The following is a 13,612-nucleotide window of genomic DNA, read 5'->3' as shown; positions in this document are numbered from 1 at the left end:
AACGCGTCCAGACCGGCCGCGGCAGCGCCCCACCCGGGGCGGGATTGGGTCCCTATGCCGTCAGCCGGCTTGTCCTCGTCCCGCCTGCGCAGGGCGGCACAGGCTCGGCTCCGGGCGAGGTGGCGCACCTTGGCTCCGAGGACGCAGAGCGGAGCGACGACCTCGCCGGCTGCGGTGTTCTGCTTGAGCAGCCAGCGACACCAGGCCGTAGACGGTGTCCAGCGGCTGGCAGTGGCGGGGCTCGTGCGTACGGAGAGGAAAGTCGTCGGACATGGCTCTCCTCTGCTGAAGACGAGTGGGAGTTCGGCCCTGATGACTGGGCCACGGGGCCCTCTAGCCGGGCGGGACAGGGACCGCGCGGCTAGAGGGGAAGCACGCCTACGCGGGGGCGCCGTTCTGAGGCCTTGCCGAGGGGCGGACCCGGGCGCGGCGCAGCCGGTCGGACCACGGAGCGTCGGCGGGCCCAACTACGTGCTCGGGGATAGTGATCTCGTAGTGCGGGCAGCTGCCGGGCTTCAGCGCCTCAAGAGCGGCGTGCCGGTGGGAATTCGGGCACTGTTGACGCTCGTGCTCGCCCCTCCAGTAGCGGACCGTCAGGGTGTGGCCGGATGCGTCGTCGCGGGCCTGGCTACGCCGCTGCTCCCGGAACCGCTCGCCCGCGTCCGGGTCCACCCACCAATTCTCGACCTGGCCGGAGTCGGAGATGCCCCGTCGTCGCTCGGCATCGCGCCTGCTCGGCTTGAGCTGGTGGACCTGGTGAGAGAGGACCCGCACCAGGGACCGCTTGTGCTGAGTCAGCAGCTCCCACAGGGTGCGCACGTGGCGCGTCATCAGCTCCTGGCAGCCCTGGCGCCCCGACCCGCGCCGGTACCGCTCGGGGTTGTCCGGGTCACGCAGCCGGGTCTCCGGCTCCAGGGTGTCTCCGGGACGCGCAAGCAGCGTGTCGTAGGGGGAGAACGGCAGTGTCAGCAGCGACTGGTCGCACGTCAGTGGCGTGACCCACGTCCAGCGAGCGTCATCGTGTGGGGGTTCCACCGGCTCCAGGTGCCGGTCCGGCCGCAGAAGGAACCAGCCGTCTTCCGCCCGAGGTGACCACGGACCCCAGACGTAGCCGACGATGCGTCGGCCGTTGGGCAGTTCGAGGGGGGTGTCGAGGACCAGCATCCCGCGCGTGGCGGGGAGGTGGGCGGGATCGAACGGGGTCGTGGGATTGTCCGTCCGACGCACCACACGGCGCAGCGCCATCTGGGCGAGGGAGTCGCCGATCTGGAAGAGGCGGGCGGAGGAGGCCCGGTCGGCTTCCTGCCGCAGCTGCGCCACCACGGCTGCCTCCAGGCCGCCCGGATGCCCGTACGGCGCCAGGCGTTCACGCTCCCTGCGGTGCGCCTCCGCCTTGGCCAGAGCCCAGTCAAGGCTCTGGCGGTGGGCCTCGACGTACCGGCGGCGCCAGGTGCGGATACGGTGCCGGTCGGGTGTATCCCAGACGGAGGTGTCTGAAGCTGTGAGGGCGCCGCCCGGACCCGCGCCCTCCTCCGGGCGCAGCCCCAGCGCCCGGAACCGGTGGACCTCGTCATCCACGTCGTTCACGACCCCGGCAGTGGTGTCCATGACCATCCGGTGGTGCTTGTCGCCCGGATCGAGCGCCCACTCCAGACCTGCGAGCTGCGCTATGACCGCCTGGACGGTCTCCGGATCCGTCGACGTGATGAAGTTGTAGAGAAGCCTTTGGACCGTGTTGGAGGGCGGGTCGGCAGCCGCGAAGCGCAGTACACGCTTGAGGAACGGTCCGCCCGGGCCGCTCTGGCGACTGGAGAGCTCCAGCATCTGATCGGCCGCCTGGTGCTCGTCCAGCGCCGTGATCGCCAGGTGGTCATACATCTGGCGGAGGACAGGTATTTCCTCACCTGCGCCGATGATGCCGTTGATGGCCCCCTGGACCCGCGCGAGGTTCGCCGGCGAGGGCTCGGGGTTCCCGGGCGGCTGGACCAGACGGGCAGCGGCGGCGTGGATCTCGCGGTAGAGCCGCAGCTGAAGCTCGGTGAGGATCAAGAGATCGTCTCCCCCGACAGGGACCCGCTTTGCGGCCGCCGCGACGCGTGTCAGCAGCTCGGCATCCGATACAGCGGGCAAGTGGAAATTCATGTCATCTCTACCTGGGCACAGGGGACTTGGGGAGTTTTCGCGGTGCCGTGCACCAGGCGATGAGATGACAGTACGTATTGAAATCTAAATACGCAACACTTTGGGTATTGGTTCGGCCCATACCCTTCGGGACCCTCTGGTGGGGGCGTGTACCCAGGCGCCCCCACCAGCTCGTCTCTTCCGGTCAGGACAGGTAGTCGGCGACCATCTCGGCGAAGTCTTCCGGCGTGCGGACCTCGACGCCGAGCTCGGCCGCCTTGACCGCCTTGGTGCTCGGCTTGCCACCGGCAGCTGGCGCGGAGATCAGGATGGACGTCTTGGCGTTGACGCTGCTGCCCGCGCGCCCGCCGGCCTTCTCGATCAAGGCGTTCATCTCGGGCCTCCCGTAGGCCGCCAGCAGCCCGGTCATCTTGCCGGTGACCACGACGACCTTGCCGGTCAGCGGACCTGCACCCGAAGCCCCCGCCGGCTCCTGGGGCTCGGTCATGTTGACGCCCGCAGCGATCAGCTTGTCGATGACCGGTGCCAGAGCGGCGACCTGCTCGATGACCACCGGGGCCTTCTCCGGGCCGATGCCCTCGACGTCCTGCATCGCGGCGGCGTCGGCCTGACGGATGGCGTCCATGGTTCCGAAAAACCGGGCGATACGCCGGGACATGCTGCGCCCGGTGCCCAGGACACCCAGGGCGCAGAAGACCCGGCTGAGCGGGAGTGCCTTGGCGGCCTCGATCTGCTCGGCGAGCTTGGCGGCCCGCTTGGTGCTTCCCGACGCCGCGGTGAGCTGCTCGGCGGTCAGGGTGAACAGATCGGCGACGTCGGCGACAGCACCGGCCCCGACCAGGGCCGCCACGTACGTCTTGCCGAGACCGTCGATGTCGAGCATCTCGCGTCCGGCGGCGTACCCGATCAGTGCCGGGAGCGCGCACGCGGCCCCCTGCGCACACCGCCACCGCTCCTGCGCCTTGTTGATCTCCCCGCCGCAGTTGGGGCAGACCTCGGGCAGCGCAACCTCCAGTGCTCCCGCTGGACGCAGCTGGACCACCGCCCCCTGCACGCGGGGGATGATGTCGCCCGCCTTGTAGACGGTCACGGTGTCGCCGATGTGGAGGTCCCGGCGGCGGATGTCGGCGGGGTTGTGCAGCGTGGCCCGGGTGACGGTGGAGCCGTCGATCTCGATCGGGGCGAGGATCGCGGTCGGCGCGAGAACGCCGGTGCGGCCAACTTCCCAGACGACGTCCTCCAGCACGGTCTGGCGTTCAATCGCCGCGAGCTTGACCGCGATGGCCCAGTGGGGGAAGCGGGAGCCGATACCGGCCGCCGCCTGTTCCGCCGTGTCGTTCATCTTGATGACCACGCCGTCGATCCCGACGGGCAGTTCCCCACGCATGGCGGCGATCGCGTCCACCCGCTCCTGCGCTGCGGCGAGGTCGGCGACGACGTGGAGCCCGGCCGGGGAGTCCGCGGTGGTCTGGATACCGGCCGCGGCCACGGCCGCGAGGGTCTGCGCATGGGTCGCTCCGGCGGGCAGGTACGGAACCGCGTCCAGCTCGACCGCGCCGTAGGCCCAGAACGTCATCTGGAGCCGGTACGGCCGGTCCTTCGCCCTGAGCGTGCCGGCCGTGCCGTTGCGGGGATTGGCGAAGACCTGCGCGTTGTGGGCGGTGCGCACCTCGTTCGCCGTATCGAACTGGTCCTGGGTGAAGGCGACCTCGCCGCGGACCTCGATGGTGGCAGGCTCGGCCAGCTGCTCGGGCAGACCGTCGATCTGGCCGATGATGTGGCTGATGTCCTCGCCGTGACTGCCGTCCCCACGGGTGATGATCTGCACGAGACGGCCGCCGCGGTAGCGGGCGACAACGGCAGCGCCGTCGATCTTCGGCTCGACGGTGAACCCGCCCTGCGGCGCACGGCCCAGCCGGCGCTGGACCGACACGCCCCAGCCCACCAGGCCCTCGGCGTCGAAGACGTTGTCCAGGCTCAGGAGGCGGGTGGTGTGCGCGACGTCGCCGACGGGCGCCGCACCGTCTGCGACGAGGCCGGTGGGGGAGTCCGGGGACACCTCGCCGGGGTTCTCCTGCTCCCAGGCCTGTACGGACCGCCGGAGCTGGTCGTAGGAGGCGTCGTCCAAGGCGCTGTCGCCGTCACCGTAGTAGGCCTGTGAGGCGTCGCGAAGGAGCTGGAGCGCGTCCTCGTACTCGGTGCGGCTGGACACGGCGGACTGCGCCTGATCGGCGGGAAGAGTCGTCATGAGGGTGATCCTCTCGTAGGGGTCTGACAATGAGGGGCAGGAGCGGGAAGGGGACGGATGGCCTTGGGCAGGCCGAGGTGCCGGATGTGGCGGCGGGCGCGGAGGGTCTTGGGCGCAGAACCGGGAGCGAGCGGTCCTACCGATCCGACACGGAAGGACGGCGGCTGGCGTTGCCGCTCCTGCCCCGAACCTCTGCTCAGGAGATTCGAACTTGGATCGCCCGCCCTCAGCGCTGATCCGTACTACAAGTCGTGCAGGAGGAGGCCGTGGGCGCTGAGCACGGCGCGCAACGTGGCAGCCTCCAAGCCGAGTTCGGCTGCGGCGACCTCCAGGGCGCCGGTGCGCATTCGGTACCTGACCTCGTCGGCAGCCTCGCGCTGTTGCGAGCGCAGCGCCACGGCCTCTTCCCTGGTGCGCACGTGCAGACCGTCGACGGCTTTCAGGTTCCGGTCGATGACCTGCTGACGAATGCCGTACCGGTCGGCCAGCAGAAGCGGCGCGTCTCCAGCCTCGTAGTCGCGCTGCAGTGCTGCCCAGTCCGGCGAGGTTTTGCGGTGCGCCTTACGCGGGGCCTTCGGCGGCGCCCACAAATCCTCACGGCCCTGCCCAGCCTCGGCCAGTGCGGCGTACAGGGTGCGGGCGCTGGTCTCGTATGCACGGGCCAGTTCGGCCCCGGTTAGGTGCTCTTCGTGACTGCGTCGGATGAGCGCGGCGGCGTCGGGCAACATGCCGGTGGCCGGGCGGCGCATTACGTCGGGGGTCGTAGTGTCGGTCTCGATACGGCGGGCGGAGCGGGCGAGCTGACGGTACGGCAGGTTCCTCACGAGGGTGGTCCTCTCGTAGAGATCTGACAACGGCTGGTCACGCGGACGCAGCCCGTAGGCACGGCAATAGGCGCCGCCCAGGGGGGCGGTCGGGTCAGGCCGGGGTAACGGGTCTGGCGAGAGAGGCAGGCCGTAGCCGGATTCCGAGCCGCGGCAGACTGAGGCGAGGGGGCGGTGGCCGGCTGGCGGGATGCAACCAGCCACCGCGCCGGGTCAAGAGGGCGGAATGAACTGCCACGGCCAAAACGGGGGGCGGGTCTTGGTGGGGTACGGCACAGGACGGACCTGCTGCTCGGCGATCGCTCGCCTGGCACGCTCCTGGACTGCCTCCTCCAGCAGCCGGGGGTGCTTCAGGGCGTCGCCGCAGGAGACGGTCACCTGTCGGCCGAGCCTCCACAGCTGGGCGCTCACGGCGCAGCACGCGGCGTTGAGGGGGTCTAGGTCGTTCAGCCACCAGCGGTACTCGGCGGGGTCGGTGCCGAGGGAGCGCATCGTGGCGGCAGCGGCCCGCGCCATCGTGCCGGTCCCGGCGGCGGGTTCGAGGAGCAGCTCACCAGGCCTGCGGTCGGTGGCGAGAAGGATGTCGCCGAGGTTGTCGGCGGCCACGGCCGGGGTGAAGAACTCGCCGGTGGCTTGCCGTTCGCTGTAGCTGCGCATCCGGGTGATGAGCAGTCCGAGGATGTCGTCGGATTCGGCGCGGGCGGGGTCGGAGCAGTACTCCAGCAGCCCGGCGCGCACGAGGACCCGGGCGTAGTCGGACAGGCCGCGGATGTCGGTGTCGGTGGGGTGGGAGAGCCAGTCGTGGAGCGGGCGCGCGGCTTCGGTCAGGTCCGGGTCGTAGCTCCAGAAGGTGTTCCAGCCCGCTCGTAGCGTGTCGACGAGCTCTTCGTCGTCGAGAGGGATCAGGAGCGGCCCGTAGTCGCAGCCGTCTGGCCGGGAGGGGGCAGACAGGGCGAGCCCGGCCAGGGTGCCCACCGCGATGGCCCGGTCACCGGAGCCTCCGCGGTGGGAAGTCCACCAGGCGTGCGCGACGTCGGCGATGGCGTGGGCGTGGTCCCGCCCGCCTCCGGGCGCCATGGCGCGGCGCAGTCCGGCGGGCGGGATGCCGTACAGCGTCACGTCGAGCTGCCCGGCCCCTGCTCGACGAGGCGGTCGAGCTCGGCGACGAACGGCGGCAGAAGGGTCCGCTTGGGTCCCCGGCGCCGGGAGCCGAACGGCCGCAGCGTCCCGGGATGGCCGCTGTGCTGGAAGTCGCTGTCGATGATCCAGGTCGAGTCTCCGGGCATCCGCGAAAGGCGGTAGGCGGCCTTGTTGAGCAGCGCGCTGTGTTCAAAGAGGAGGAGTTCGGCGTACCAGCCGGTGACGGCTCCGGCCTGGCGCTCCTCAAGCACCGGCACGACGCCGGTGTGCTCCACGACGGCGTCTTCGTCGGGGATGGTGGCAGTGAACGTCCTGGCGGCGCGCAGCGGGGCCAGGACTCTTTCCGCGACCTGGTGGGCTTCGGGGTATCCGATCGGGTCGGCGACCAGGCAGCGCCCGGCGAGGGCGAGCGGGTCGTGGCTAGCGGAGTGGGGGAGCTTCAGGGAGGCGAGTTCCCGCAGCAGTGCCTCGTGTCCGAGGGTGGCGAGGTACCAGTGCTGCTGATCATTAGTGGTGGGGGTCATGGTGTTCATGGGGCCCTTCTTGTGGCGCCCTTGGCGGGCGCTGAACCGCCGCCGGTTGGCGGCCCGTTCGATGCGGGGCGGGAGCGGGAGCCGCCGGGGTAAGGCCCCGGGTTCTGGCTCCGGTGCGGGCTCAGGTGCTTGTCTGCTCGGCTTCGTCGGCCTTGAGGTCTTCGAAGTAATCGCGGGCGCTGTCGACCATGGCGGGGACGTCGCACTCGAAGGACTGGGCCGCGTCCAGGAGCGCCGCGAGCATGGCCGCCTCTCGTTCGGCCCCGGCGGCGGTGACGGCGCTCACGGCCGTGAGGCTGCCGGGGGACGCCTCGCTGCGCAGTTCCTCGGCCGCCTGGTGGAGCTCACGGGGACTGATTCGTCCGTCCGTCAGACAGAAGAGGTTGACGACCAGATCCCCGATCACGCGGTCGGCGCTGTGCTGGTCGTCCACGACCCGGTCGCTGGGGATGCCGAAGGTGACCTCGGCCATGGCTTCGGCCGCGAGGATGCCGAGCCGTACGCGTTCAGCCCGCTCGGGCATGGGCAACAGGGTCGCGGGGGCTTCCTCGTTGTAGGCGTCCAACGCCGCCTCGGCCCATGCGGCGTGATCCGTGGTGCTGTATCGGGACACGGGAGGCGCCTTGAGGTAGTTGTCCAGTTGGCCCACGACGAAGGCGATCTCGTCGGGGGTCATGGGCTCTTCCATGGATGCTCCTCCGGAGTGGTGTCAGGGTGCGGTAGGTGAGAGCGCATCCGGCGCTCGATCACGATCACTATAATGCATATTGAAAACTAGATACGCAATACATCAGGCAGTGTGACAGGCTTTCGTTAACTTCGGGTACTCAAGCGCGGGCATGCCGAGGACCGTTCTCGACCGCTCGGCCCGGCTACGGCCCACCGGCAGGGCGTAACGGTGGGTCCCCGGGTGCCGTGAACTCCGGGCCCCGATCTGCTCCAACGCGGTGCGCAGCCAGGCGCGCCGGTCGTCTCCTGCAGGGCGCTCCGGGGCACCCAGCGCCAGGATGCGCCGCTCGAACCCGTCTGCGCCGCAGTCACCGGCGACGAACTTCGAGATCGACCGCGCCGGGAGGATCTGGCCGTCCGGCAGCACGGTGACCGTCCTCGCCGTGCTGCGTCCCGTGTAGGTCGCAGAGAGGGCCTGGTAGATGATGCCGAGGTGCCCTTGGGGCGAGCCGGCTGTGCGCCCGTCTGGCAGAGTCCGAAGCCGTGCGACAGGGTCCGCGTAGGTGACCACTCCCCGCACGCCGTGGCCAGCGGCCAGACGCAGGGCTCCTGCGACCGCGAAGCTCTCCCCGTTGCTGGCCACCGAGGGAGACAAGCACACCCTCGACATCTCCAGCGCCTCCGTGTACGGCTCCAGCGAAGGGAAAACCCTGGTCAGAGCCCGACGGCTCATCGGGACGCCCAGGACGACGACGCCCACCAGCAGTCCACCGCCGACCACCTGGCCGTGGTCGCCCCCTGCGGCCTCGAGGTCCACCAGCCCGAACCGGTGGACTGCCGGCGGCCACCCTGAGAGGTAGTGGTTCGCCTGGATGTATGCCCGGGCGGGAGCCTCCGCCAGCTCGACCACCTCGTAGCGTCGCCGGTCGAAGCCGCCCTGCGACGTGTGACGCCAGGTCGGCACTCCGCCACTCCACCGCTGCGCCCAGCCCTCGGCTCGGCCGGCGGCCACGGCCTCCCACTGCGCCGGAGCGGGGCCGAGCGGTGTGCTCACCGCTGCCGCCCGGCCTCGCCGCGCGCTGGGCCCCATCAGTCGGGCGGGTCTCTCGGGGTCTGTGGTCACGTTTTCCTCCTGGGCGTAGGTCCTTAGTTGGATCCCTCGGCTGTGGCTAGTCGGTGAGGCGGTAGGGGTGGCCTACCTGCGGCTCGTCCCCGTCGGCGTGGACGTTGTGAGGCCATCGGCACGCGACGGTTTCGATGTGCACGCCGGGATGCTCCTCACAACGGACGCGGTTGTTCGGGGTGACCTCGAGGAGCGGGATCGGGATGACCACGGTCGCCACGGACCCGATTTCGGCTTCGTCGTCCGCGTGCTGCTCCAGAGCACCGGAGAGCCCGGTGTCTCGGATGTTGAAGGGCTGAGTCTCGCCATCGTGGTAGGTGACAAGGGCACTACTCCCGTAGCTGATCCAGCCGGAGTCGTCCCTGGTCGGTTCGACCGTGACCGAGGTGACGGCCTTACCGGTCGATTCACGGTGCTGGAGTGCTTCCACCGCTGCGTATGTGAGCTTGCTGATTTCCATGCTCAGTTCTCCTGTCGTGTAGTCAGGTGATGCGCTCAACGTGACCGAAGGTCACGGCCTCGGCGGCGTCCCGGTTGAAGCCGCGTTCCCCGGCGTGGTGGATGAACGGATAGGTCCCGAGGGCCACGGCCACGACGGTGTCATTCCAGCCAAGCTTGACGAGCTCGCCCTCCTTCGCCTTCCAGTGCTCAAGGCCGGCGATGGAGTAGGCCCACAAGCCAGGTCACTCCGCCACTGAACCGCTCCGCTCAGCTCTCGGCACGGCCAGCTGCCGCGGCCTCCCACTGCGTCGGCGCGGGGCCGAGCGGGGTGATGTGGGGTGTGGAGGCTCCGGCTGCACGCGGCCGGTCCGAGGCAGCGAACGAAAGAGGGGTGCCCGGGGCGCTGTTGTGGGTGCGGTCGGTGGTCAACGTGTTCCTCGTGAGGGGGGCGGTGCCGGTGGGGTGTCGGCCCAGCGGGCGGGCAGGGTGGTGTCGCCGTCTTCCTCGCGGCGCTGGTCTTTCAGGTCTGCGGCGCGGACGCGTCTGCGGTGCCACTGCTCGGCGGCGTGGCCGCTCGGTCGGCGGCAACGCCGTCGGGGCGCGGCTTCACACGTGGGGCATGCCAGGGAGGCCGGGCAGGTGTCACCGATGTCCTCGCCGTCGCATAAGGCGCAGGGCCGGGACGTGGCCGGCAGTGTTCGAGCGGCGACGTCGAGGAGAAGACCGGCCGCGCGCCAGGCGCGTTCCTCCGCAGACGTTGACGGCGGCCCGAAGCTCTGGCGGGTCACGACCCGCCCTTCTCGGCTGCCGGGTCCGCGCGTACGAAGGTCTTGCCCTCGGGCCAGATCGCGATGAGCTCGTGATGGGACAAGAACTGCCGTGCGAGCGGGTCCGGCTCGGTGGTGAACAGCAGCGCGCGTCGGGCGGTGGAGAAGAGCCGTTCGCAGTCGCTGAGCACTCCATACGCGCGGATGAGCGCGCGGTAGTGGGAGCTGTGGCAGGCCATCACCAGTTCTCTGGCGGTCTCGTCGAAGAGGTCGGTGGACGCCAGGGCGGGATCCGTGACGACGCGGTGCCGCAGGACACGGTGTCCCTTGGCCGTCAGGTGGAAGAGGTAAGCGGTTAAGGACCGCGTTCTCCGAGCGGTCGGCCTCCTCGATGTTGGCCCGGCCGGGCTGGGGCCGGGCGGGATCGAAGGGAGCCAGGAAGGCGACGTGCGGGCGGTCGGTGGTCATGGTGCGGGTGCTTTCGGAGTCGGGTGAGGGTGCGGTCCAGCGCTGGGACGGTCTTGGGCCGTATTCGTTGTGGTGATGTGAGGGAATGAGGGGATCCCGGCGCGTGCCACGGGCGAGCAAGCCGGGGACATCGCGCAGTGCTCCGCAGACGCCGGGCAGGCGGGCGGAGCAGCAACGGCGTCTCGCGGAGATCCGGAAGTGAAACGCGGCGGCCGGGGGCCCGTCTCGTGACGGCGCCCGGCCTGCGGTGATGACCTGCCTGCGTGGGGCGAGCGCTACTCCACCGCACACCTGCGGGCCGGGGGCGGAAGCGGCGGGGACAGGACATGCCCGCCCTGCCCCGGGCAGACCGCGGTCGCCAGCTTCGATCACCGCTCGGCGACGCCTTCTAGGGCAGCGGCGCCCAGTCGAGCTTCGAGTACCGTCGGCCGAGCTCGTGCGCCGAGTACGTGAACGGACGCCGGTCCTTCTCGTGAACCGTGACGCTGATTCCGTCCGGAGAATCTTCGAGCCCATCGACCCAGACGTACTCGAAGTAGCCGCCGGCTGCGCTGTAGTGCATGAGGCGGTCCCCAGGGGCGACGGGGGCTCGGACTGTGCCGCCGGTGTACCGCCTGTAGGGCACGAGGACCTGTGGGACCCCCTCCGGCACGGCCAGGGCCCGGTCGGTCAGCCTGTCGGTCACATGCTCCCTGATCAGCTCGTACAGGCTCCGGGGCGGCGGGTTCTCCACCGCAAGTGAAACGAAGGCCAGCCGCAGCCCTTCGTCGTCCTGGGCGGGCGGGCGCTTGCGGCTGTCGGCGAGGGTGAGGACGTCTTCGGCGTACTGGTGGGCCAGATGCCCCCGGTGCAACTGGGCGGTGGCGGGGGAGTTCGCGGCAACGCACGCGGGGCAGGACAGTGGCGCCTCGGAGACGCGCGCCGGATCGAGCTTCTCGTAGTGCTGGACGACCGAGTAACGGCCCGCGTCGCAGACGACGTCAATCAGGAAGCCGGTATGGCTGTTGAGCAGGCCCTCGTGAATGGCGCCGTCGTGGCCGGTGATGTTCTTGTGTTCCATCTCGTCTCGACCGCCCCAGAGGGCAGCGTCCTCGCCTTCTATGTGTACATCGTGTGGTGGCTGGTCGCCTGCGGTGAGGCGGCACGGCGCGGTGCTCGCGGCGGCATCGCGCCCGTGCTGCCCTCCTCACTCGCTGAGGTAGAAGGTCACCCCGCGGCACACGAACCGAACCGGCCCCGTCGCGTTGATGATCAGCTGGTAGGCCTCCTGCTCAGAGACCGAGCCCGGCTCCGTTACGATCTCGTCGAACCGAATCTGGCCCTGGAGGTAGCGGACCAGCTCGTACTTGGCCATCGGGCCGTCGAGCGGAATGGTCGCTCCCATCGGGGGGTGGGAGCCGGTCAGGCACGGCCCGATCCACCCGGCCGCGAGCTTGACCGGCGCCGGGAGCGAAACCCGGCCCGCGAGGTGCCGGGCGACGGCCTCGTGGACGCGCTGGTCCCACATTCCGTTCCATACGTTGCTCGTGTTCCTGGCTTCCTTGTCGTACGCCGCAAGAGCCCGGCGCATGTTGAGGTACTCGGTGTCCTTGCTGAAGTGCTGGGACGTGGCCCAGCTTCCGGTCTGTTCGAAGCCGTCGTCCATCGACTGTCCGTCGTGCTGACGGCCGACGATCCAGTGTCCCCGGGACTCGTCCACACCGAGCCACACTCCCTCGAAGGCACCGGCCCACTTGCCCCGCGCCTGATGAACTACAGTCCAACGCCCGTGCTGCTCACCGGTCTTGATGCGCATGTGTGTCTCCTGGACTGTCTCGTCGGTAGGGAATGGCGCGGGGCGCTCAAGCCTGGAGGCGAGCGCCACCAACTGAGATCAGACTACATAGATAAAAGCAAATAGGCAACAGTGGTGCTCTGGGGGCACGGTGCTGTCGGGCATCGGCTCGGATCCCGTCGGCGAAGGAAGAAGCCGTCAGGAACGAGACGGAGATGCGAGCTTCCCCGAAGCGGGGCCGGCGCCCGGCTGCAGGGCGGGGTAGGCGGTGGCCAGCACTTCCTCGGCGAGGAGGGCGGGCCCGCGGGAGTAGACGAGGATCTCCTGCCCGTCTCCGGACTGCGCAACGACCAGATCCGCATGCCGGTCGGCGACCCGGTGTACGGCGTGGCGGAGGTCCTCGTTGCCGGTGAGTAGGAGCCTGCCGGGCCCGAGGGGATCGGAGGCGAGACGGGCGAGGTTGATGGAGCCGGGCGCGAGACCTGCGGTGCGGGCGGCGAAGTCCAGGCTCGCGTAGGCCTGGACGACGTCGGGGCAGTGCCGGCCGGCTCCGCGGCGGACGGCCACGGCGTGGCTCCGGCCGGCAGTGGCACCAGCGGGGGGTTCGGGGTCGAGCAGGTGCAGAGTGCGGAAGGGGTTGGAGAGTTCGTCCTCGACGCCCGCTACGGTGCCGTCTCGGAGCGCGTACATGCTGACCAGGCAGGCGATGTCTGAGGCGAGTACCGATCGGGCCGGAGTCTTGTGGCCAGCGGCTTCGGCGGCGGCCGCAAAGCGCTCCTGCAGGTCCGTGCGGCTGTACCGGCTGATCGGGGAGTACCCGAAGAGGTAGCGCCAGCTGGGCACATGGCACTGCTCGGCGCTCACCAGCCACCAGTGAAGCAGCCACAGGCTCGCGTCGTACTCCAGGAAAGGATCCGCTCCGGTCTCGTCATCCAGGAGCCAGTGGGCCCGGTCGGTGGGCACCAGGTCGCGGCCGTCCCTGGCGGCCAGCCCGAAGGCCTGCGACCAGAAGGCCATGGCCGGGACCATGCTCGCGCCGACTCCGAGCACCACGGTCGCGTCGGGCCGGCGCAGGGCGGCGGGGTCCTGGAGCAAGGCGAGGTAGACCTTACGGAGCCACCCGCCGCGGGGCGGGTATCCGCGGTGCCGGCCGAAGGCGGGCAGACAGCCAGACATGGGAGTGCGGTCATAGCCGGGGATCACCACTGCCGCTCCTCGTAGGCGGCCTCCACGACCTCTTGGAAGTTGTCCATGAAACGTTCCTCCTCGGCCGGAGCCAGGCCGAGTCGTTCGGCCATCCTGCGGTAGACCTCCCCGGTTCCCTCCACGCCCGTGTCGAGCACCTCCTCAAGGGCGTCCGTGAAGGCGTCCACGCGGAGCTCGGCCTCGGCGATGGTGATGTTGTAGACGGCGGCGAGGCGGCGGGCGCCTTCGGCCCTGCCGTTCATGTAGCCCATGGATGACTCCCGGTGGGTGGGGCGGA

14 protein-coding genes are annotated in these 13,612 nt (G+C 70.0%); all 14 read right to left on the bottom strand.

Features of this window, described 5'->3' with window-relative positions:
• Nucleotides 1-378: 378 nt before the first annotated feature.
• The 14 genes from ACODT5_RS01230 to ACODT5_RS01165 all read right to left on the bottom strand — a co-directional run bounded on the left by ACODT5_RS01230 (nt 379) and on the right by ACODT5_RS01165 (nt 13,586).
• Entirely contained in the window at nt 379-2,049 is a 1,671-nt protein-coding gene (locus ACODT5_RS01230) for a hypothetical protein (RefSeq protein WP_422517272.1), read from the bottom strand.
• A 277-nt stretch (nt 2,050-2,326) separates the two neighbouring features.
• Nucleotides 2,327-4,390, bottom strand: a complete 2,064-nt coding sequence (gene ligA / locus ACODT5_RS01225) for an NAD-dependent DNA ligase LigA (RefSeq protein ID WP_422517271.1) — start codon at nt 4,388-4,390, stop codon at nt 2,327-2,329.
• 242 nt (nt 4,391-4,632) lie between these two features.
• Nucleotides 4,633-5,214 carry a hypothetical protein gene (locus ACODT5_RS01220; RefSeq protein WP_422517270.1) on the bottom strand — a complete coding sequence of 194 codons (582 nt, stop codon included), beginning with the start codon at nt 5,212-5,214 and terminating at the stop codon, nt 4,633-4,635.
• A 213-nt stretch (nt 5,215-5,427) separates the two neighbouring features.
• Nucleotides 5,428-6,333: a hypothetical protein gene (locus ACODT5_RS01215; protein ID WP_422517269.1), complete on the bottom strand. Its 906-nt coding sequence runs from the start codon at nt 6,331-6,333 to the stop codon at nt 5,428-5,430.
• A complete protein-coding gene (locus ACODT5_RS01210; RefSeq protein ID WP_422517268.1) occupies nt 6,330-6,887 on the bottom strand; it encodes a 3-hydroxyacyl-CoA dehydrogenase family protein in 558 nt (185 codons plus the stop codon). Before ACODT5_RS01210 ends, ACODT5_RS01215 begins: the two co-directional genes overlap by 4 nt.
• Nucleotides 6,888-7,008: 121 nt before the next feature.
• Nucleotides 7,009-7,575: a hypothetical protein gene (locus ACODT5_RS01205; RefSeq protein WP_422517267.1), complete on the bottom strand. Its 567-nt coding sequence runs from the start codon at nt 7,573-7,575 to the stop codon at nt 7,009-7,011.
• Between the two features lie 102 nt (nt 7,576-7,677).
• Nucleotides 7,678-8,610: a Mom family adenine methylcarbamoylation protein gene (locus tag ACODT5_RS01200; protein WP_422517266.1), complete on the bottom strand. Its 933-nt coding sequence runs from the start codon at nt 8,608-8,610 to the stop codon at nt 7,678-7,680.
• A gap of 115 nt (nt 8,611-8,725) precedes the next feature.
• A complete protein-coding gene (locus ACODT5_RS01195; protein ID WP_422517265.1) occupies nt 8,726-9,139 on the bottom strand; it encodes a hypothetical protein in 414 nt (137 codons plus the stop codon).
• A 22-nt stretch (nt 9,140-9,161) separates the two neighbouring features.
• Nucleotides 9,162-9,356, bottom strand: a complete 195-nt coding sequence (locus ACODT5_RS01190) for a hypothetical protein (protein WP_422517264.1) — start codon at nt 9,354-9,356, stop codon at nt 9,162-9,164.
• A 548-nt stretch (nt 9,357-9,904) separates the two neighbouring features.
• Nucleotides 9,905-10,126 carry a hypothetical protein gene (locus tag ACODT5_RS01185; RefSeq protein WP_422517263.1) on the bottom strand — a complete coding sequence of 74 codons (222 nt, stop codon included), beginning with the start codon at nt 10,124-10,126 and terminating at the stop codon, nt 9,905-9,907.
• A gap of 617 nt (nt 10,127-10,743) precedes the next feature.
• Nucleotides 10,744-11,415 carry a hypothetical protein gene (locus ACODT5_RS01180; protein WP_422517262.1) on the bottom strand — a complete coding sequence of 224 codons (672 nt, stop codon included), beginning with the start codon at nt 11,413-11,415 and terminating at the stop codon, nt 10,744-10,746.
• A 126-nt stretch (nt 11,416-11,541) separates the two neighbouring features.
• Entirely contained in the window at nt 11,542-12,150 is a 609-nt protein-coding gene (locus ACODT5_RS01175) for a hypothetical protein (RefSeq protein ID WP_422517261.1), read from the bottom strand.
• 177 nt (nt 12,151-12,327) lie between these two features.
• Nucleotides 12,328-13,305 carry a DUF4007 family protein gene (locus tag ACODT5_RS01170; protein ID WP_422517260.1) on the bottom strand — a complete coding sequence of 326 codons (978 nt, stop codon included), beginning with the start codon at nt 13,303-13,305 and terminating at the stop codon, nt 12,328-12,330.
• Nucleotides 13,306-13,328: 23 nt separating this feature from the next.
• On the bottom strand, nt 13,329-13,586 hold the full coding sequence (locus ACODT5_RS01165) for a hypothetical protein (protein WP_422517259.1): 258 nt from the start codon (nt 13,584-13,586) through the stop codon (nt 13,329-13,331).
• Between the last annotated feature and the right edge of the window lie 26 nt (nt 13,587-13,612).

It is taken from the genome of Streptomyces tatrensis (assembly GCF_049310065.1).
Taxonomy (GTDB): domain Bacteria; phylum Actinomycetota; class Actinomycetes; order Streptomycetales; family Streptomycetaceae; genus Streptomyces.
Note: the sequence above shows the minus strand (reverse complement) of the source record. Positions and strands in the feature narration are given on the sequence as shown.

Coding starts and splice junctions, on each gene's coding strand:
- ligA (WP_422517271.1), bottom strand. CDS start 4,390: ATGACGACTCTTCCCGCCGATCAGGCGCAGTCCGCCGTGTCCAGCCGC.
- ACODT5_RS01210 (WP_422517268.1), bottom strand. CDS start 6,887: ATGAACACCATGACCCCCACCACTAATGATCAGCAGCACTGGTACCTC.
- ACODT5_RS01205 (WP_422517267.1), bottom strand. CDS start 7,575: ATGGAAGAGCCCATGACCCCCGACGAGATCGCCTTCGTCGTGGGCCAA.
- ACODT5_RS01195 (WP_422517265.1), bottom strand. CDS start 9,139: ATGGAAATCAGCAAGCTCACATACGCAGCGGTGGAAGCACTCCAGCAC.
- ACODT5_RS01185 (WP_422517263.1), bottom strand. CDS start 10,126: ATGGCCTGCCACAGCTCCCACTACCGCGCGCTCATCCGCGCGTATGGA.
- ACODT5_RS01180 (WP_422517262.1), bottom strand. CDS start 11,415: ATGGAACACAAGAACATCACCGGCCACGACGGCGCCATTCACGAGGGC.
- ACODT5_RS01175 (WP_422517261.1), bottom strand. CDS start 12,150: ATGCGCATCAAGACCGGTGAGCAGCACGGGCGTTGGACTGTAGTTCAT.
- ACODT5_RS01170 (WP_422517260.1), bottom strand. CDS start 13,305: ATGTCTGGCTGTCTGCCCGCCTTCGGCCGGCACCGCGGATACCCGCCC.
- ACODT5_RS01165 (WP_422517259.1), bottom strand. CDS start 13,586: ATGGGCTACATGAACGGCAGGGCCGAAGGCGCCCGCCGCCTCGCCGCC.